Raw genomic sequence first — 14,363 nt, 5'->3', positions numbered from 1 at the left:
GTGGGCGATGGCGTGCATGCCGTCGCGCAGCGTCACGTCCTGGATGTAGAGATCGGTCACGACGAGACCATCCGTTCGGCCGTACGCAGCGCGGCGCTTGTCATGATGTCCAGGTTGCCCGCGTACGCGGGCAGGTAGTGGCCGGCACCGGAGACCTCGAGGAACACGGAGACCTGAAGGCCGGTGAAGTGCCCGCCGAGCGCCGGCACATGCGTGTCCACCTCGGTGAACTGCACCTGCTGCTTGAGCCGGTAGCCGGGCACGTACTGCTGCACCGCCGCCACCATCGCCTCCACCGACGCGGTGATCGCGGCCCGGTCGGCGTCCGGACCGGGGCACAGGCAGTAGACCGTGTCGCGCATCAGCAGCGGCGGCTCCGCCGGATTCAGCACGATCACCGCCTTGCCGCGGCCCGCCCCGCCGACCACCTCGATGGCCCGCGCGGTGGTCTCGGTGAACTCGTCGATGTTGGCGCGGGTGCCCGGACCCGCCGAGCGGGACGAGATCGAGGCGACGATCTCGCCGTACGCCACCGGCGTGACCGCGGCGACGGCCGCGACGATCGGCACGGTCGCCTGACCGCCGCAGGTCACCATGTTGACGTTGCGCTCGCCCAGGTGGGCGTCGAGGTTGACCGGTGGCACCACGTACGGGCCGATGGCGGCCGGGGTCAGGTCGACGACCCGGCGGCCGTGGGCGCGCAGCACCGCGTCGTTGTGCCGGTGCGCGCCCGCGCTCGTGGCGTCGAAGACGATCCCGACGTCGGCGAACTCCGGCATCGCGACGAGCCCGTCGACACCTGCGGCGGTGGTGGCCACACCGAGCCGGCGGGCCCGGGCCAGACCGTCGGAGTCCGGGTCGATACCGACCATCGCCACCATCCGCAGCGACTCCGACAGCCGCAACACTTTGATCATCAGGTCGGTGCCGATGTTGCCGGAACCGATCACCGCCACGCCGGTGCTCATGACGAGCCACCTTTCGTTCTCGACTGCGGGGCTCGCAAAACCGGCTCACTCCTCGCGCTCACGAGCCACCTTTCGAGAAGCAGGCCCGGACGCTGCCCAGGCCGGAGATGCGGGCTTCGTACGCCGCGCCCGGGGTCACCGCCACCATCGGGCCGAGCGCGCCGGACAACACGGTGTCCCCGGCCCGCAGCGGCCGACCGTTCGCGGCGAGGGTCCCCGCCAGCCAGGCGACGGCGTGCAACGGATTGCCCAGGCACGCCGCCCCGGCCCCGACGGAGACGGGCTCGCCGCCCTGCTCCAGCACGGCACCGCAGAGCCGCAGGTCGACCTCGCCCAGCCGGCGCGGACTGGTGCCGAGCACGTACCTGCCGCTGGAGGCGTTGTCGGCCACGGTGTCCACGATGGAGATATCCCAGTTCGCGATCCGCGAGTCGACGATCTCGATGGCGGGCAGCAGGTGGTCGGTGGCCCGCACCACGTCGGCGACGGTGACCTGGTCGTAGGGCAGGTCGCGGCCGAGGACGAAGGCGACCTCCGCCTCGACGCGCGGCTGCAGCAGGGTCCGCGGGTCGATCTCGGCGCCGTCGGGTACGGCCATGTCGGCGAAGAGGACACCGAAGTCGGGTTGGAAGACGCCGAACGCCTCCTGCACCGCCCGCGAGGTCAGGCCCACCTTCGCCCCGACCAGCCGGCGACCCTCGGCCAGCCAGTCGCTGACCTGGGCCTGCTGCACGGCGTACGCGGCGGTCAGGTCGCCGGCCGGCAGCAGGTCGTCGCGCAGCGGCTGACAGGCCACCCCGGTGGCGTACGCCTGGCGCAGCGCCGCGGCCGCGGCCTTGATGTCGGCGCTCATCCGAGGTCCACGCAGACGTTAGTGAGTTCGGAGTAGAAGTGCAGCGAATGGGTGCCGCCCTCGCGTCCCACGCCGGACGCCTTCACCCCACCGAACGGGGTGCGCAGGTCCCGCAGGAACCACGTGTTCACCCAGACCAGGCCGGCGTCCAGCCGTGCCCCGGCCCGGTGCGCCCGACCCACGTCGCGGGTCCACACGGTGGCGGCCAGGCCGTACTCGCTGTCGTTGGCCAGCGCGAACGCCTCGTCCTCGTCGTCGAACGGCGCGATGTGGCAGACCGGCCCGAAGATCTCCTCCCGCATGGTGCGGGCGTGCCGCCCCAACCCGGTCAGAACGGTGGGCTGCACGTACGAGCCGCCGTCGCGGTCGTCGCCGAACACCGGCACGCCACCGCCGGCCAGCACGGTGGCCCCCTCGGTGCGGGCCAGCTCGTAGTGACCGAGCACCTTCTCCCGGTGCTTGGCCGAGATCAGCGGCATCGTCATCGTCGCCGGCTCGGACGGCCAACCGAACGCCAGCTCCTCGGCCCGCTTCGTCAGCCGGGCCGCGAACTCCTCGAAGACCGGCCGCTGCACGTAGATCCGTTCCGTGCACAGGCAGACCTGACCACCGTTGGTGAAGCTGGACCGCACCGAACCTTCGACGGCCGCGTCCAGGTCGGCGTCGGCGAAGACCAACCCGGCGTTCTTGCCGCCCAGCTCGAACGACACCGCCTTCACCCCGTCGGCCGCGGCGCGCATGATGGCCGAGCCGGTGGCGGACTCGCCGGTGAAGGTGATCGCGTCCACCCCGGGATGGCGGGTGAGCGCCTCACCCGCCGAGCCGGGACCGAAGCCGTGCACCAGGTTGAACACCCCGTCGGGCACACCGGCGGCGGCCATCACCTCGGCCAGCACGGTCGCCGACGACGGCGTCTCCTCGCTGGGCTTGACGACCACCGCGTTGCCGCACGCCAGTGCCGGTGCCACCTTCCAGGTCAGCAGCAGCAGCGGCAGGTTCCACGGCACGATGATCGCCACCACGCCGACCGGCTTGCGGACCGCGTAGTTCAGCGCCCGCCCACCGCTCGCGGTGACAGTGGTGAACGACTCCGTCGGAGTGGCCGTGATGATGTCGGCGAACGTCCGGAAGTTCGCCGCACCGCGCGGGATGTCCAGGGTGCGGGCCTGGGCCACCGACTTCCCGGTGTCGGCGACCTCGGCGGCGACGAGGTCGTCGAAACGGCGTTCCAACTCGTCGGCGACCCGGCGCAGCACAGCCGCCCGCTCGCCCTCGCCCATGGCACCCCACGGGCCGCGCAGCGCGGCCCGTGCGGCGGTCACCGCGGCGTCCACGGTGGCCTGGTCGGCCTCGGCGACGTGCAGCAGCGTCTCGCCGGTCACCGGCGACACCTTCGCGAACGAGGTGCCGCCGGTGACGAACTCACCGCCGACGTAGTTCGGTAGCAGCAGGTCGCCGCTGCGGCGCCCGTCGATCAGGCCGCTCGGCCAACGGGTGGTACGCCCGGATGTCATGGGCCTGGTTCCCTATCGTTCGGTGGTGGAGTCAGCGACGAGCGCCACGACGGCTGCGTCGGCCGTCGGCTCGCCCGTGGCCGCGGCGGCCGCCTCGTCGGTGGCGACCAGCACGACGGTGCCGACGCCGACGTTGAGCGGGTCGATCGCGACCAGGTCGGGCCCTTCGGTGCGCGGCCGGACCAGCACCAGCCGGCGACCCTGCAACGTCGGCAGGATCTTGTCCGGCCAGACCTTGGCGACGACCTCACCGAGAATCATCAGCCGTCTCCCCGCAGGCTTGCCATGACCTCCCGGATGCGGGCGGCCTCCGGGTCCTCAAGCAGCGCCGCCGTGGTGGGGTGCGGCTTGGGGTACACCTGCGAGCTGCGCAGCTCGCCGTGCTGCCGGATGGCGGCCTCGCCGGAGGCCACGGCCTGCCGGACGGCGGCGAGGGTGCCCTGCACGGCGGCGGCGAGGTAGCCGCTGGTCACCCGCTCCACGGCGATGCAGCGCACGTCCGCGGTCTTGATCATGGCTTCGATCCCGGCGGACAGGGCCACCACGCCCCGGGTCTCGACGATGCCGATGGCGATGTCAGAAGGCATGTGTTGTTCTCCTTACCGGGTCAGTTGCCGACGAGGCGGGGGTCGACGGCGAGCGCCGAGACCGCGTCACAGGGGCTGGCGAAGACGATGGAGCGCACCTTCCGGCTCTTGGCCTTGGCGGTCTCCTCGCCGATGTCGACGGCCTCCTCGACGGTGGCCAGGTCGCCGCGCAGGGCGACGGCGACGATGCCGCCGCCGAGGCGCACGACGCGGGTCACCTCGACCTCGGTGGCCTTCACCATCGCGTCGACCGCGTCGAAGATGGCGGTGTAGCCCTCGGCCTCGACGAAGCCGGCAGCCATGTTCCGCATGGGTTCTCCTTTTCCGATGTTCAGGGCAGGTTCCAGGACAGGACGGCGCCGCCGGTGCCCCAGAGCGGTCCGTATGCGTGCAGCTGCGCCGGACCGGCGGTCGCTCCGGCACCGGCGGCGAACGCCAGTGCGCGGAACTGGCTGTCGGCCTGCGCCTGCCGGGCGAAGTCCTCGCGGATCTTCAACACCTCGTCGACCTTGCCGGCGGTGAGCAGGTCCAGCACCCGCCGGTTCCAGCGGTCGTGCCCGGGGTCGCTGACGTGATCGGAGTGCGGCTCGATCCACTGCTGGATCAGACCGGACGACATGCCGGTGACCACGACGACGGCGGCACGGACACCGGCCTCGCGGGCCGCGGCGGCACCGGCCGCACCGACGTCGGCGAGGGTCTCCGCGTCGGCGTACAGGTTGCAGGACACCTGCGCCCAGCGCAGCTCGCGGTCCGGGTCGAGCAGCGCCGAGGTGACGATGGTGCCGGTGTCGATCGGGAAGCCGTCGTAGCGGGTACGCCGGGCCTGCATGCCGGCCTTGTTCACGTGATCGGTCCACCGCTCGGTGAACGGCACGTCGAAGCGCAGGTCGTAGCGGAGCTCGCCGTAGTCGTAGGCGTACCAGTTCTCGTCGACGTGCTCGCCGCGCGGGTTCGGGTCGCACTGGAACTGGTGGCCCAGGACGGTGAACCACTGGGTGGACAGCAGCAGCACCACGTCGGGCTTGAGGCGACGCAGCCGATCGCCCACCTCCCGGGCGGCGGCGGCCAGGTCGGCCCAGCACTGCGCGGGTTTCTCGGCCAGCAGGTGCGGCATGCCGGGCAGCAGCGCCCCGGCGACGATGCCGGTGTCAGCCACGGTGTCCTCCTTCGGGCGTCCACTCGACGACCGCGTTGCCGGTGCCGATGATCGTTCCGTAGCCCATGACGTCGCCGGGCACCTGCGGCCAGCCCATCGCGGCCAACATCCAGGTCAGGCTGCCCGCCTTGGTCTCCGACGCGGTCGCCTCGATGTGCTCGGTGATCAGCTCGCGCAGCGGCGCGGTCGGCCCCCGACGGATCGCCTCCAGCAGCTTCATGTCCCAGCGGTACTGGTGGTTGTTGTACGGGTGCTCGCGTTCCATGTCCTCCGGCAGCTCCGGCTCCTCGTGCCAGTGCAGGTGGGACAGGGAGTTCGAGGCCAGCAGCACGGCCCGGCGGCCGGTCCGCTCGACGGCCCGGCGGGTCGCCTCGCCCAGCACCTCCATCTCCTCAAGCGACGCCTCGGAGTAGAAGTACGGGTTGTTGTTTGCCGACAACGACACCACCGGGATGTCCCAGGCCGGGTTGACCAGGTGCAAGGCGCCGATGGTGGCGTAGTCCACCCGTACCCGGGGGTCGTGCAGCTTGCGGGTGACCAGGCCCAGGTCGGTGGCCTCGTCGGCGATGGCCTCGCCCAGCTCCACATCGGTACGGAAGTCGTAGGAGTACCGGAACAGGTGCGGGAAGATCGGCTCGACGGAGACACCGCGCGGGTTGGGCACGCAGTTGACGTGGTGACCGACCATCGTGATCCAGTGCGGGGCGTGCACGATCAGCACGTCGGGGCGGTGCACCTCGCGGATGCGCTTGCGCAGCCGCTCGTACGCCCAGCGCAGCACCTCCCAGCCGCCGGTGGACCGCGGCTCGTTCTGCGGCGGGTTCTCCGCGTAGATCAGGTGCGGCGGGTGCGGGCTCAGCACCCCCGCGACGATGCCGGCGCGGGCGGGCGCCGACTCCGCCGAAGGTCGTTCGGTGGTGTCGTAGCGGCGGACACCACCCGACCGGGCGGGTGCCACGGGCACGCGGAAGACTCTGCTCATGCCGGTCCCTCCCCGGTCGTGCCCCGGTCGGCCAGCACCCGCACGAACGTGCGCTCGTCGGGTTCGGCGCCGAGGATCTGCAGCCCGTCGTCGTCGAGGGCCAGTTGGTCGTCGGTCAGGTCGGGGTCGTGTCGGACCCAGGCCCGCAGGGGCGCGGGGTGCGGGCCGTGGATCTCCACGAGGGCACCCTCGGCCAGGCCGGTGCCCGGGCCCACGTAGGCCAGCCGTCGCCGGCCACGCTCCCCGGTGTACGGCTGCCGGCCGGTGGTGCTGACCCGCAGCCAGGTGCGCTGGCGGCGTAGTTCCTGCCGGGCCGCCGCGGTGGCTGCGGCATCGACCCGGCCGTCGGCGTCGAACCGCAGGCCGTAGCGGTGCTGCGCGTCGTCGGCATCCAGGTAGCCCTGCGTCACGTCGTCGGCGACGGCGGCGGGTTCACGGTCGAGCGGATCGCCCCAACCGCCGCCACCGGCGGACTCCATGACGAGCACGTCGCCGCTGCGCATCGCGAAGCCGGCCACCTTGCCGGGGGTGTCGAAGTCGACCCGTTCGCCGTCGGCGCGGCGCACGAACGTCACGGTGGGGGCACCGGGGCCACCACGGTGCAGACCGTACGGCGGCACGGTGGTGCGGTCGGTCTGCACGGAGTACGCCCCGTTGCTGGCGAGCAGCCGCGTCTCGCGTCGGCTGCCCAGCCCGCCCCGGCGTGCCCCGTCGCCGCACGAGCCGAGCCGCAACTCGGAGGCGTCGACGACGATCGGGATCTCCGTCTCCAGCCGCTCGACGGACTGGATGGTGGAGATGTCGCCGAGGTCGACGGGGTTCATCGCGCTCGGACCGTCGGATTCCAGGAAGCCGCCGTTGCCACCTGCGGGGTAGTCGTAGTACAGGTAGGACCGGCCGGTGCGTTGGTCCACGCCACCGATGAGGTTCTGGAAGGTGGTTCCGAATTGGTCGGCTGCGATGAGGTCGGGTGCGACCTGACTCAGCGTGGCCATGACCGCGGAGATGACCCGCTTGCGTACCTCGCTGTGCGCGTTGGCGGGCGCGGGGTAGGCGACGTGTACGACGGTGCCCGGCTCGGTGTGCACCCGCAGCGGCCGGAAGGCGCCGTGGTTGACCAGGCCGCCGGGGTCCAGCGCGCTCTTGACGGCGATGAAGACGCCGGCGACGGTCATCGCCCGCGAGGAGTTGACCACGGCGGCGACCTGTGTGGAGGAGCCCCGGAAGTCGGCGTCGATCTCGTCGCCGTCGATGGTGAGCACGCAGCGCACCAGCGCGGGGTCGTACCGCCCGTCGGTGTAGAGGTCGAGGTAGTCCTCGTAGCGGTAGACACCGTCGGGCAGTTGCCGGATGCGGTCGCGCAGCCGCTGCTCGGTGCGGTCCATGTTGGCGGCCACGCTGTCGAGCAGCAGTTGCGCGCCGTAGCGGCCGACGAGTTCGCGCAGTCGCCGCTCGGCGGTGAAGCAGGCGGCGATGCAGCTCTCCAGGTCGCCGCGACGCTCGTCGGCCATCCGCACGTTGGCGAAGAGGATGGCGTACGCGGCGGCATTGGGGCGGCCTTGCTCGATCAGCTTGATCGGCGGGATCCGCAACCCCTCCTGAAGGATCTCGGTGGCCTGTCCGGAGACGCTGCCGGGAGTCATCCCGCCGATGTCGGCCCAGTGCATGCGCACGCAGGGGAAGAGGAACAACTCGCCGTCGACGAAGACCGGGGTGATCAGTGTGACGTCGTTGAGGTGACTGCCGCCCCGGTACGGATCGTTGACGATGTACAGGTCGCCGGGGCGCATCTCGTCGGCGAAGTCGGCGAAGATCTCGGCGACGGAAGCCGGCATGGCGATGACGTGCCCTGGCATGTCCCGGCCCTGGGCCACCATCTGACCCTGCGGGTCGAACAACGCGCAGGAGAAGTCCTGTGCGTCGGCGATGACGGGGGAGTGCGCGGTGCGGAAGATCGTCTGGCGCATCTCGCGCACGATCGAGATGAGACCTTCGGTCACGATCTCGAGGTCGATCGGGTTCAACGTCTTGGTCATGCGACGCCTCATGGGTTCCGACTCGTGATGACGAGTGGTTTGGCTTTGACCTCACACGGACCATGTGGTCCCGTGCATGGACCATAATGTGGTCCGTGGTTTATATTGTGAAACACTAGCAACCGAGAAGGTGGGAAGCAAGATGTCGCAGGTCGCAGGACCGTCCCCAGCTGCGGAGGGACCGGCCGCCCGGGAATCGGGCACCCAGGCGCTCGACCGCGCGCTCAGCGTGCTGCTGGCCTTCCGCAGTGGCGGCGTCGAACGCAAGGTCAGCGACGTCAGTCGCGAGCTGGGACTGCACAAGTCGACCGCCAGCCGGTTGTTCCGGGCGCTCGCCGACACCGGCTTCCTGCAACGCAACGAGGAGACCGGCGCGTACCGGCTCGGGGTCACCGTCTTCGAGCTGGGCGCCTGCTTCCTCGAAGGGCTCGACATGCACGCCCTGGCCCGGCCACTGCTGCACCAGCTCGCCCAGGACGAGGGCGAGTCGGTCAACCTGTCCATCCGCGACGAGCTGGATGCCCTGTCGATCTACATCGAGCGCGGCACCCGCAACGTGCAGCTCGTCTCCCGCCTCGGCCGGCGCATCCCGCTGTGGTGCAGCGCAGCCGGCAAGGCCCTGCTGCACGACCTCGACGACGAGCAGATCCGCGCCATGTTCGCCGACACCCAGTTCACGCCGCTGACCCCGAACACCATCACCGACCTGGACACCTTCGCCAAGCGGATGCACCAGGTCCGCGAGCAGGGATGGGCGCTCAACGACGAGGAGAGCGAAGAGGGCCTGCGGGTCGTCGCCGCGCCGGTACGCGACCGGCTCGGCCAGGTCACCGCCGCGATCAGCATCTCCGGGCCGATCTTCCGCCTCGACGAGACCCGCGTCGCCGAACTGGCCGCCGCCGCCGTACGCACGGCGAACGAGCTGTCGCGTCAGTTGGGTCATGGCGTGGGTGCGGTCTGGGGGGACTGACCGGCTCAGAAGTGTTCCTGCACGGCGTCCGGGTGCACCCGCACGTGCAGCAGGGCGGGGCCGGTGACCGGCAGCACCGCGTCGAACGCGGCGTCGGCACCGGCCTCGTCCGTCACCGTCCAGGCCGGCACACCCAGCGCCCGGGCCACCGCGGCGAGGTCACGTTCGGGGAAGCGGGCCAGCGACGGATCCACCCCACGCGGACGCAACTTGCGCACCTCCGCCCCGTACGCCGAGTCGTCCAGGACGATCAACAGCACCGCCGCGCCGGTACGGGCCAACGTGTCCAGCTCACCGAGCCCGGTCAACAGGCTGCCGTCACCCTCGAACGCGACCACCGGCCGGTCCGGGCGGCCCACCGCGGCACCCACCGCGAACGGCAGCCCCACGCCGATGCTGCCGAACTCCCACGGCGCGATGAGCGCCCGGTCCGTCGCCGGTGAATCCAGCAGCAGGTTCGGCCAGCCGCCGAAGTGCCCCACCCCCACCACAGTGGTGCGCTGTGGCGGCAGTCTGCGGGCGCACACCCGGATGAACGCCCTCGGGTCGATCCGGTCCGCCGCCTGCAACGGTTCCAGCCCGGCGAACGCGTCGGCCGCCGCCACCTGCCGGGCCAGCTCCGCCGACCGCCACTGCGGCCGCGAGATCACCGGTAGCGCCGCCGACACCGCCGAAGCGACCATCTCCGCGTCGCCCACCACCGGCACATCCACCGGCCAACGGTCACCCAACGCCGCCGGGTCGATGTCGACGCACACCACCCTGGCCTGGCCGAACAGCCGGCCGTGGTCCGCGGTCCACCGGTTGAGCCCGGCACCGAACGCCACCACCAGGTCCGCCTCACCCAACACCCGCCGGGTCAGCGGCCGGGCCAGACCGCCCGCCACCCCCAGACAGTACGGATGGCCGGCGAACAGACCCCCGGCCATCAGCGTGGTGGCCAGCACCGCCCCGCTGCGATCCGCCAACTCCCGTACCGCCGCCGCAGCCGTCTCCGCGCCCCGCCCGGCCAGCACCACCGGCCGTTCGGCCTGCTGGAGCAGCGCGGCGAGCATCGCCACGTCGTCCGGGTGCGCCGCCGCCGGCCCCGGCCGGCGGGTAGCCGCCACGGCGACCGGCGCTGGCACGTCGTCCGCGACGTCCTCGTCCTGCAGATCGATCGGCACGTTCAACACCACCGGCCCAGGAGCCGAGCGGGCCAGCCGGAACGCCGTGGCGACGTCCCGGGCCACGTTCGCCGCGGCCACCACCGGCACCATCTCACCCGCCGTGGCCAACGCGAACGGCTGCTGCGGGAAGCTCTGCACGTGCTGCGGATCGCCGGGCGGGGTGTCACCCGCCACCAGCACCAGCGGCGTACGCGCCTGACGGGCGATGGTCAGCGCGGCACCGGCCACGGCCAATCCCGGGCCCTGCGTCACGGTGGCCACCGGGCACCGACCGGTCGCGCGGGCGTACCCGTCGGCCATCATCACCGCGGCGTTCTCGTTGCGGGCCGCCACGAACCGCACGCCGTGCCGGGCCACCAGGTCGCTGACGAGGAACATGTTCGCGTCGCCGAGCAGACCGAACACCGTGTCGACGCCCTGGGCGACAAGCGCATCCGCCAGCAACTGGTACACCTTCACGACTTCCCGCCCTTCGGATAGGCGCCCGCCGGCCGCAACGCGACGCTCAATGCCCCCAGATACGAATCGTTGGCGGCGGCCTCGAACCTCGGCCCGGCCAGCCGCGCGGCGCGCTTCGTCATCGACCGACCCACCGGCGAGACGGCCAGCAGCCGTTCGATGACCGCGTCACACGCCGCGCCCAGCTCGTCCGCCGGCACCGCCGCGGTGACCAGGTCGTGCCGCAGCATCTCGGCCGGGGTGATCCGATCGCCCAGCAGCAGCCAGCGCTTCGCCCGGTCCGCGCCGACCAGGTCGGCCAGGATCGCCATGCCGCTCCAGGTCAGCGGGATGCCGAAGGTGACCTCGGGGAAGGTGAAGAAGCAGCTGTCGGCGGCCACCCGTAGGTCGGCGGCGAGGCCGAGCACCGCGCCGGAGCCGATCGCCGGGCCGTTGAACACGGTCACCGTGGTCTGCTCCATCCGGTACCAGCGCTCCACCAATTCGGCCGTACGGCGCTGCACGTGCATGGTGGTGGCCGCGTCCAGGGTGGCCAGCTCGTCGAGGTCGGTGCCGGCGCAGAACGCCGATCCGGCGCCGGTGAGCACCAGCACCTCCACCTCGGAGTCGCGGCCCACCTCGTGCAGCACGTCCTCGAACCGGGCCAGCATCGCCAGGTCGAAGCTGTTGCGCCGGTGTGGGCGGTTCAGCGTGATCCGGGCCAGCCGGCCGGCCCGCTCCAGCAACACGGACGGTGCGTTCATCAGGGCGACTCCGAGGTGAGCAGGGCGCGGTCCACCAGGGCGGCGGCGTGACCGACGTACGACAGGGGATCGAGCAGTTCGGCGATGTCCCCGCCGGACAGGGCGGCAGCGACCTCCGGGTCGCCGCGCAGCACCTCGGCGAACGGGCGACCCTGTTCCAGGCTGTCGCGCACCACCCGCATCACCAGGTGGTGCGCCTGCTCACGGCCCAACGGGCCGGCCAGCCGCAACATCACCGCCTCCGACAGCACCAGCCCGCCGGTGATGTCGAGGTTGGCGCGCATCCGGTCCGGATTCACACCCAGGTCACCGAAGACCTCCACCAGGCGTTCCAGGACACCGCCGATGAGGATGAAACACTCCGGCAGCAGCTTCCACAGCGTCATGCCGACGCCCATGTCCCGGTCGTCCTGCGCGACCATCGTCTGCAGCGCCAACGGCACCTGCGCCCGCAGCGTACTGGCCGCCGCGATCACCGCCTCGCAGCGGATCGGGTTGCGTTTGTGCGGCATGGTGCTGCTGCCCACCTGGGTCGCCCGCTGCGGCTCGTACGCCTCACCGACCTCGGTACGACCCAGGAAGTAGACCTCCCGAGCCAGCTTCTCGCCGCTGGACGCCACCAGACCCAGCACCATCAGACACTCGGCGAACCGGTCGGAGGTGGCATGCCAGGGGGTGTCCGCCACCCCCAGCCCCAACTCCTCGGCGACGGCCCGCTCCAGCGCGAACGCCTGCGGCCCGTACCCGGCCATGGTGCCCGCCGCCCCACCCATGCTCGTCACCAACAGCCGGGCGCGCATCTCCCGCAGCCGGGCACGGTGACGCTGCAACTCGCTCTGCCACACCGCCAGACGCAGCCCGAACGTCGTCGGCAACGCCTGCTGACCGTGGGTGCGCGCCGGCATCGGGGTGCTGCGGTGCCGCAGCGCCAACCGCCGCAACAGCCGCACCAACTCGTCGAGCTGACGGCCGACGATGTCCAGGCCGGCCCGGGCCCGCAGCACGAAGCCGGTGTCCATCACGTCCTGCGTGGTGGCGCCCAGGTGCACGTAACGTCCCGCGTCGCCCGGACAGGCCGCGGTCAGGGCACGCACCAGCGGCACCAGCGGGTGCACGGTGTCCTCGGCATCGGAGGCCAGGGCCGCCGCGTCCAGCTTCTCCAGCCGGGCCGTCGCCGAGATGGCATCCGCGGCAGCCTGCGGGATGATCCCCAGCGACGCCTGCCCACGCGCCAGCGCGGCCTCCACGTCCAGCCAGGACTGCATCAGCTGCCGGTCGTTGAACACCCCGCGCATCTCGGCGTTGCCGAAGAAGCTGGTGACCGTCAACGAATCGAGAAAACACGACCCCAGCTGCATCAGTTCTCCCCCTCGAACAATGTCAGCGCGGCGCGTCGGTCGACCTTGCCGGACGGCAGCAGCGGCAGGTCGGCGACCACGCGTACCCGGGTGGGCAGCTTGTGCCGGGCCAGTCGCCCGGCCACCGCGGCGAGCACGTCGTCGACGTCCAGCCGTGCGCCGGGCGCGGCGATCAGCAGCGCACCGACCTCCTCACCCCAGCGCGCCGACGGCACACCGAGCACGCAGGCCTGACCGACGGCGTCGTGCTCGCAGAGCACGGCCTCCACCTCGGCCGGGCTGACGTTCTCGCCGCCACGGATGATGAGTTCCTTGACCCGGCCGGTGAGCGTGAACACCCGCTCGGCGCTGAGCGCGCCGAGGTCGCCGGTGCGCAGCCAACCGTCGGCGGTCAGGGCGGCGGAGGTGGCGGCGGGGTCGTCCAGGTAGCCGGAGGTGACCGACTCGCCGCGTACCAGCAGCTCCCCGGCCTCACCCGACGGCAGGGGCTGCCGGGTGCCGGGTTGCACCACGACCGCGTCGAGGTCGGGCACGATCCGCCCGACGGTCAGCCCGACCGGGGCACAACTGCCGTCGCCCGGGTCGACGCTGATCGTGGGACCTGCCTCGGTCTGGCCGTAGATGACGGCCGCCCGGTCCAGGCCCAGCACGCGTACGGTCCGCTCCCGCAGTGCGGGCGGGCACGGCGCGCCGCCGAGGAAACCGACCCGCAGCGAGGAGATGTCCCACCGCTGCGGCTCGGCCTGCACCCGATCGGCGATCATCGTGGCCATCGTCGGCACGGCCTGCAGCACCGTGCAGCGGTGCCGCTCGATCAGATCCAGCACCGTCTCGGAACGGAACCGGCGAGTCGACACCCACAGCGCCCCGGTGACAAGCGCGAGCACCGCACCGCTGCTCAGCCCGGCGGCGTGCGCCAACGGCAGCGGTGAGGCGAGCACGTCGCCGGAGTGCAGCCCGGCCGCCTGGGCCGTCCACTGCGCGTTGCGCACCAGGTTGCGGCCGCTCAACGTCACCATCTTCGCCGGGCCGGTGGAGCCCGAGGTGAACTGGATGTTCAGCACCGCGTCGGCGGCACCGACCGGTTCCGGCGTCGGGTCGGCCCAGCCGGGCAACGCCGCCAGCGCCTCCCGGCCGCCGTCGTCACCGAGCGGGTGGATGCCGTCCGGCGCGTACGGCGCTCCGGCCAGTGCGGCGACCGCCTCGGCGACGGAGTCCCGGTCGCGGATCCGGCCGGCCACGAACAGCCGGCGCGGACGGGCGCGGGCCACCGCCTCGGCCAGTTCCGCCCCGGTCAGACCGGGGTGCAGGGTGACAAGTGCCGCGCCGCGCCAGGCCGCCGCGGCGAGCAGCGTCAGCCAGGCGAGGCTGTTCTCCGACCACACCGCGATCCGGTCACCGCGACCGATGCCGTGGGCGGCCAGCACGGCGGCGCCCCGGCCGGCCAGCTCGGCGAACTCGGCGTACGTGACCGGGCGGTCCAGCTCCGCGAAGGCGTACAGCGGTCGGTCCGGGTGCCGCGCCGCCGCGTCGAGCAGCACGGCGTCGAGGGCGAGTGTCGCCAT

At 72.0% G+C, this 14,363-nt stretch carries 14 protein-coding genes; 1 reads left to right on the top strand and 13 read right to left on the bottom strand.

Annotation, left to right across the window (positions count from 1 at the left end):
• Positions 1–56: 56 nt before the first annotated feature.
• From C1A38_RS18180 to C1A38_RS18140, 9 genes are read right to left on the bottom strand one after another with little or no spacing between them, the layout of a single operon-like run.
• Positions 57–968 (bottom strand): acetaldehyde dehydrogenase (acetylating), encoded by a 912-nt coding sequence (locus C1A38_RS18180; RefSeq protein WP_102658972.1) that lies wholly within the window; start codon positions 966–968, stop codon positions 57–59.
• Positions 969–1,026: 58 nt separating this feature from the next.
• Entirely contained in the window at positions 1,027–1,821 is a 795-nt protein-coding gene (locus C1A38_RS18175) for a 2-keto-4-pentenoate hydratase (RefSeq protein WP_102658971.1), read from the bottom strand.
• Complete coding sequence (locus C1A38_RS18170; protein ID WP_233196889.1) at positions 1,818–3,335, bottom strand: 2-hydroxymuconic semialdehyde dehydrogenase; 1,518 nt, start codon at positions 3,333–3,335, stop codon at positions 1,818–1,820. The genes C1A38_RS18175 and C1A38_RS18170 overlap by 4 nt, the downstream gene beginning before the upstream one ends.
• Positions 3,336–3,347: 12 nt before the next feature.
• Positions 3,348–3,596, bottom strand: coding sequence for a EutN/CcmL family microcompartment protein (locus C1A38_RS18165; protein ID WP_102658970.1), 249 nt, complete (start codon positions 3,594–3,596; stop codon positions 3,348–3,350).
• Positions 3,596–3,922, bottom strand: a complete 327-nt coding sequence (locus C1A38_RS18160; RefSeq protein ID WP_102658969.1) for a BMC domain-containing protein — start codon at positions 3,920–3,922, stop codon at positions 3,596–3,598. Before C1A38_RS18160 ends, C1A38_RS18165 begins: the two co-directional genes overlap by 1 nt.
• A gap of 20 nt (positions 3,923–3,942) precedes the next feature.
• Positions 3,943–4,233: a BMC domain-containing protein gene (locus C1A38_RS18155; protein WP_013733320.1), complete on the bottom strand. Its 291-nt coding sequence runs from the start codon at positions 4,231–4,233 to the stop codon at positions 3,943–3,945.
• Positions 4,234–4,253: 20 nt separating this feature from the next.
• On the bottom strand, positions 4,254–5,081 hold the full coding sequence (locus C1A38_RS18150) for a DODA-type extradiol aromatic ring-opening family dioxygenase (protein WP_102658968.1): 828 nt from the start codon (positions 5,079–5,081) through the stop codon (positions 4,254–4,256).
• Positions 5,074–6,063 (bottom strand): DODA-type extradiol aromatic ring-opening family dioxygenase, encoded by a 990-nt coding sequence (locus C1A38_RS18145; protein ID WP_102658967.1) that lies wholly within the window; start codon positions 6,061–6,063, stop codon positions 5,074–5,076. The genes C1A38_RS18150 and C1A38_RS18145 overlap by 8 nt, the downstream gene beginning before the upstream one ends.
• Positions 6,060–8,099 carry a hydantoinase B/oxoprolinase family protein gene (locus C1A38_RS18140; RefSeq protein WP_102658966.1) on the bottom strand — a complete coding sequence of 680 codons (2,040 nt, stop codon included), beginning with the start codon at positions 8,097–8,099 and terminating at the stop codon, positions 6,060–6,062. The genes C1A38_RS18145 and C1A38_RS18140 overlap by 4 nt, the downstream gene beginning before the upstream one ends.
• A 142-nt stretch (positions 8,100–8,241) precedes the next feature.
• Here C1A38_RS18140 and C1A38_RS18135 point away from each other — a divergent pair, with 142 nt between their 5' ends.
• Positions 8,242–9,069, top strand: a complete 828-nt coding sequence (locus C1A38_RS18135; RefSeq protein WP_102658965.1) for an IclR family transcriptional regulator — start codon at positions 8,242–8,244, stop codon at positions 9,067–9,069.
• 5 nt (positions 9,070–9,074) lie between these two features.
• On the opposite strand, the gene C1A38_RS18130 is transcribed toward C1A38_RS18135, so the two are convergent.
• From C1A38_RS18130 to C1A38_RS18115, 4 genes are read right to left on the bottom strand one after another with little or no spacing between them, the layout of a single operon-like run.
• The gene (locus C1A38_RS18130) at positions 9,075–10,697 is read right to left on the bottom strand and encodes a thiamine pyrophosphate-binding protein (protein ID WP_102658964.1); all 1,623 of its coding nucleotides are present in this window, start codon (positions 10,695–10,697) and stop codon (positions 9,075–9,077) included.
• On the bottom strand, positions 10,694–11,440 hold the full coding sequence (locus C1A38_RS18125) for an enoyl-CoA hydratase/isomerase family protein (protein WP_102658963.1): 747 nt from the start codon (positions 11,438–11,440) through the stop codon (positions 10,694–10,696). Before C1A38_RS18125 ends, C1A38_RS18130 begins: the two co-directional genes overlap by 4 nt.
• The gene (gene purB / locus C1A38_RS18120; protein ID WP_102658962.1) at positions 11,440–12,798 is read right to left on the bottom strand and encodes an adenylosuccinate lyase; all 1,359 of its coding nucleotides are present in this window, start codon (positions 12,796–12,798) and stop codon (positions 11,440–11,442) included. Before purB ends, C1A38_RS18125 begins: the two co-directional genes overlap by 1 nt.
• Positions 12,798–14,363 (bottom strand): class I adenylate-forming enzyme family protein, encoded by a 1,566-nt coding sequence (locus tag C1A38_RS18115; protein ID WP_102658961.1) that lies wholly within the window; start codon positions 14,361–14,363, stop codon positions 12,798–12,800. Before C1A38_RS18115 ends, purB begins: the two co-directional genes overlap by 1 nt.

The organism is Verrucosispora sp. ts21, from assembly GCF_002879555.1.
GTDB classification, from domain to species: Bacteria; Actinomycetota; Actinomycetes; order Mycobacteriales; family Micromonosporaceae; genus Micromonospora; species Micromonospora gifhornensis.
Note: the sequence above shows the minus strand (reverse complement) of the source record. Positions and strands in the feature narration are given on the sequence as shown.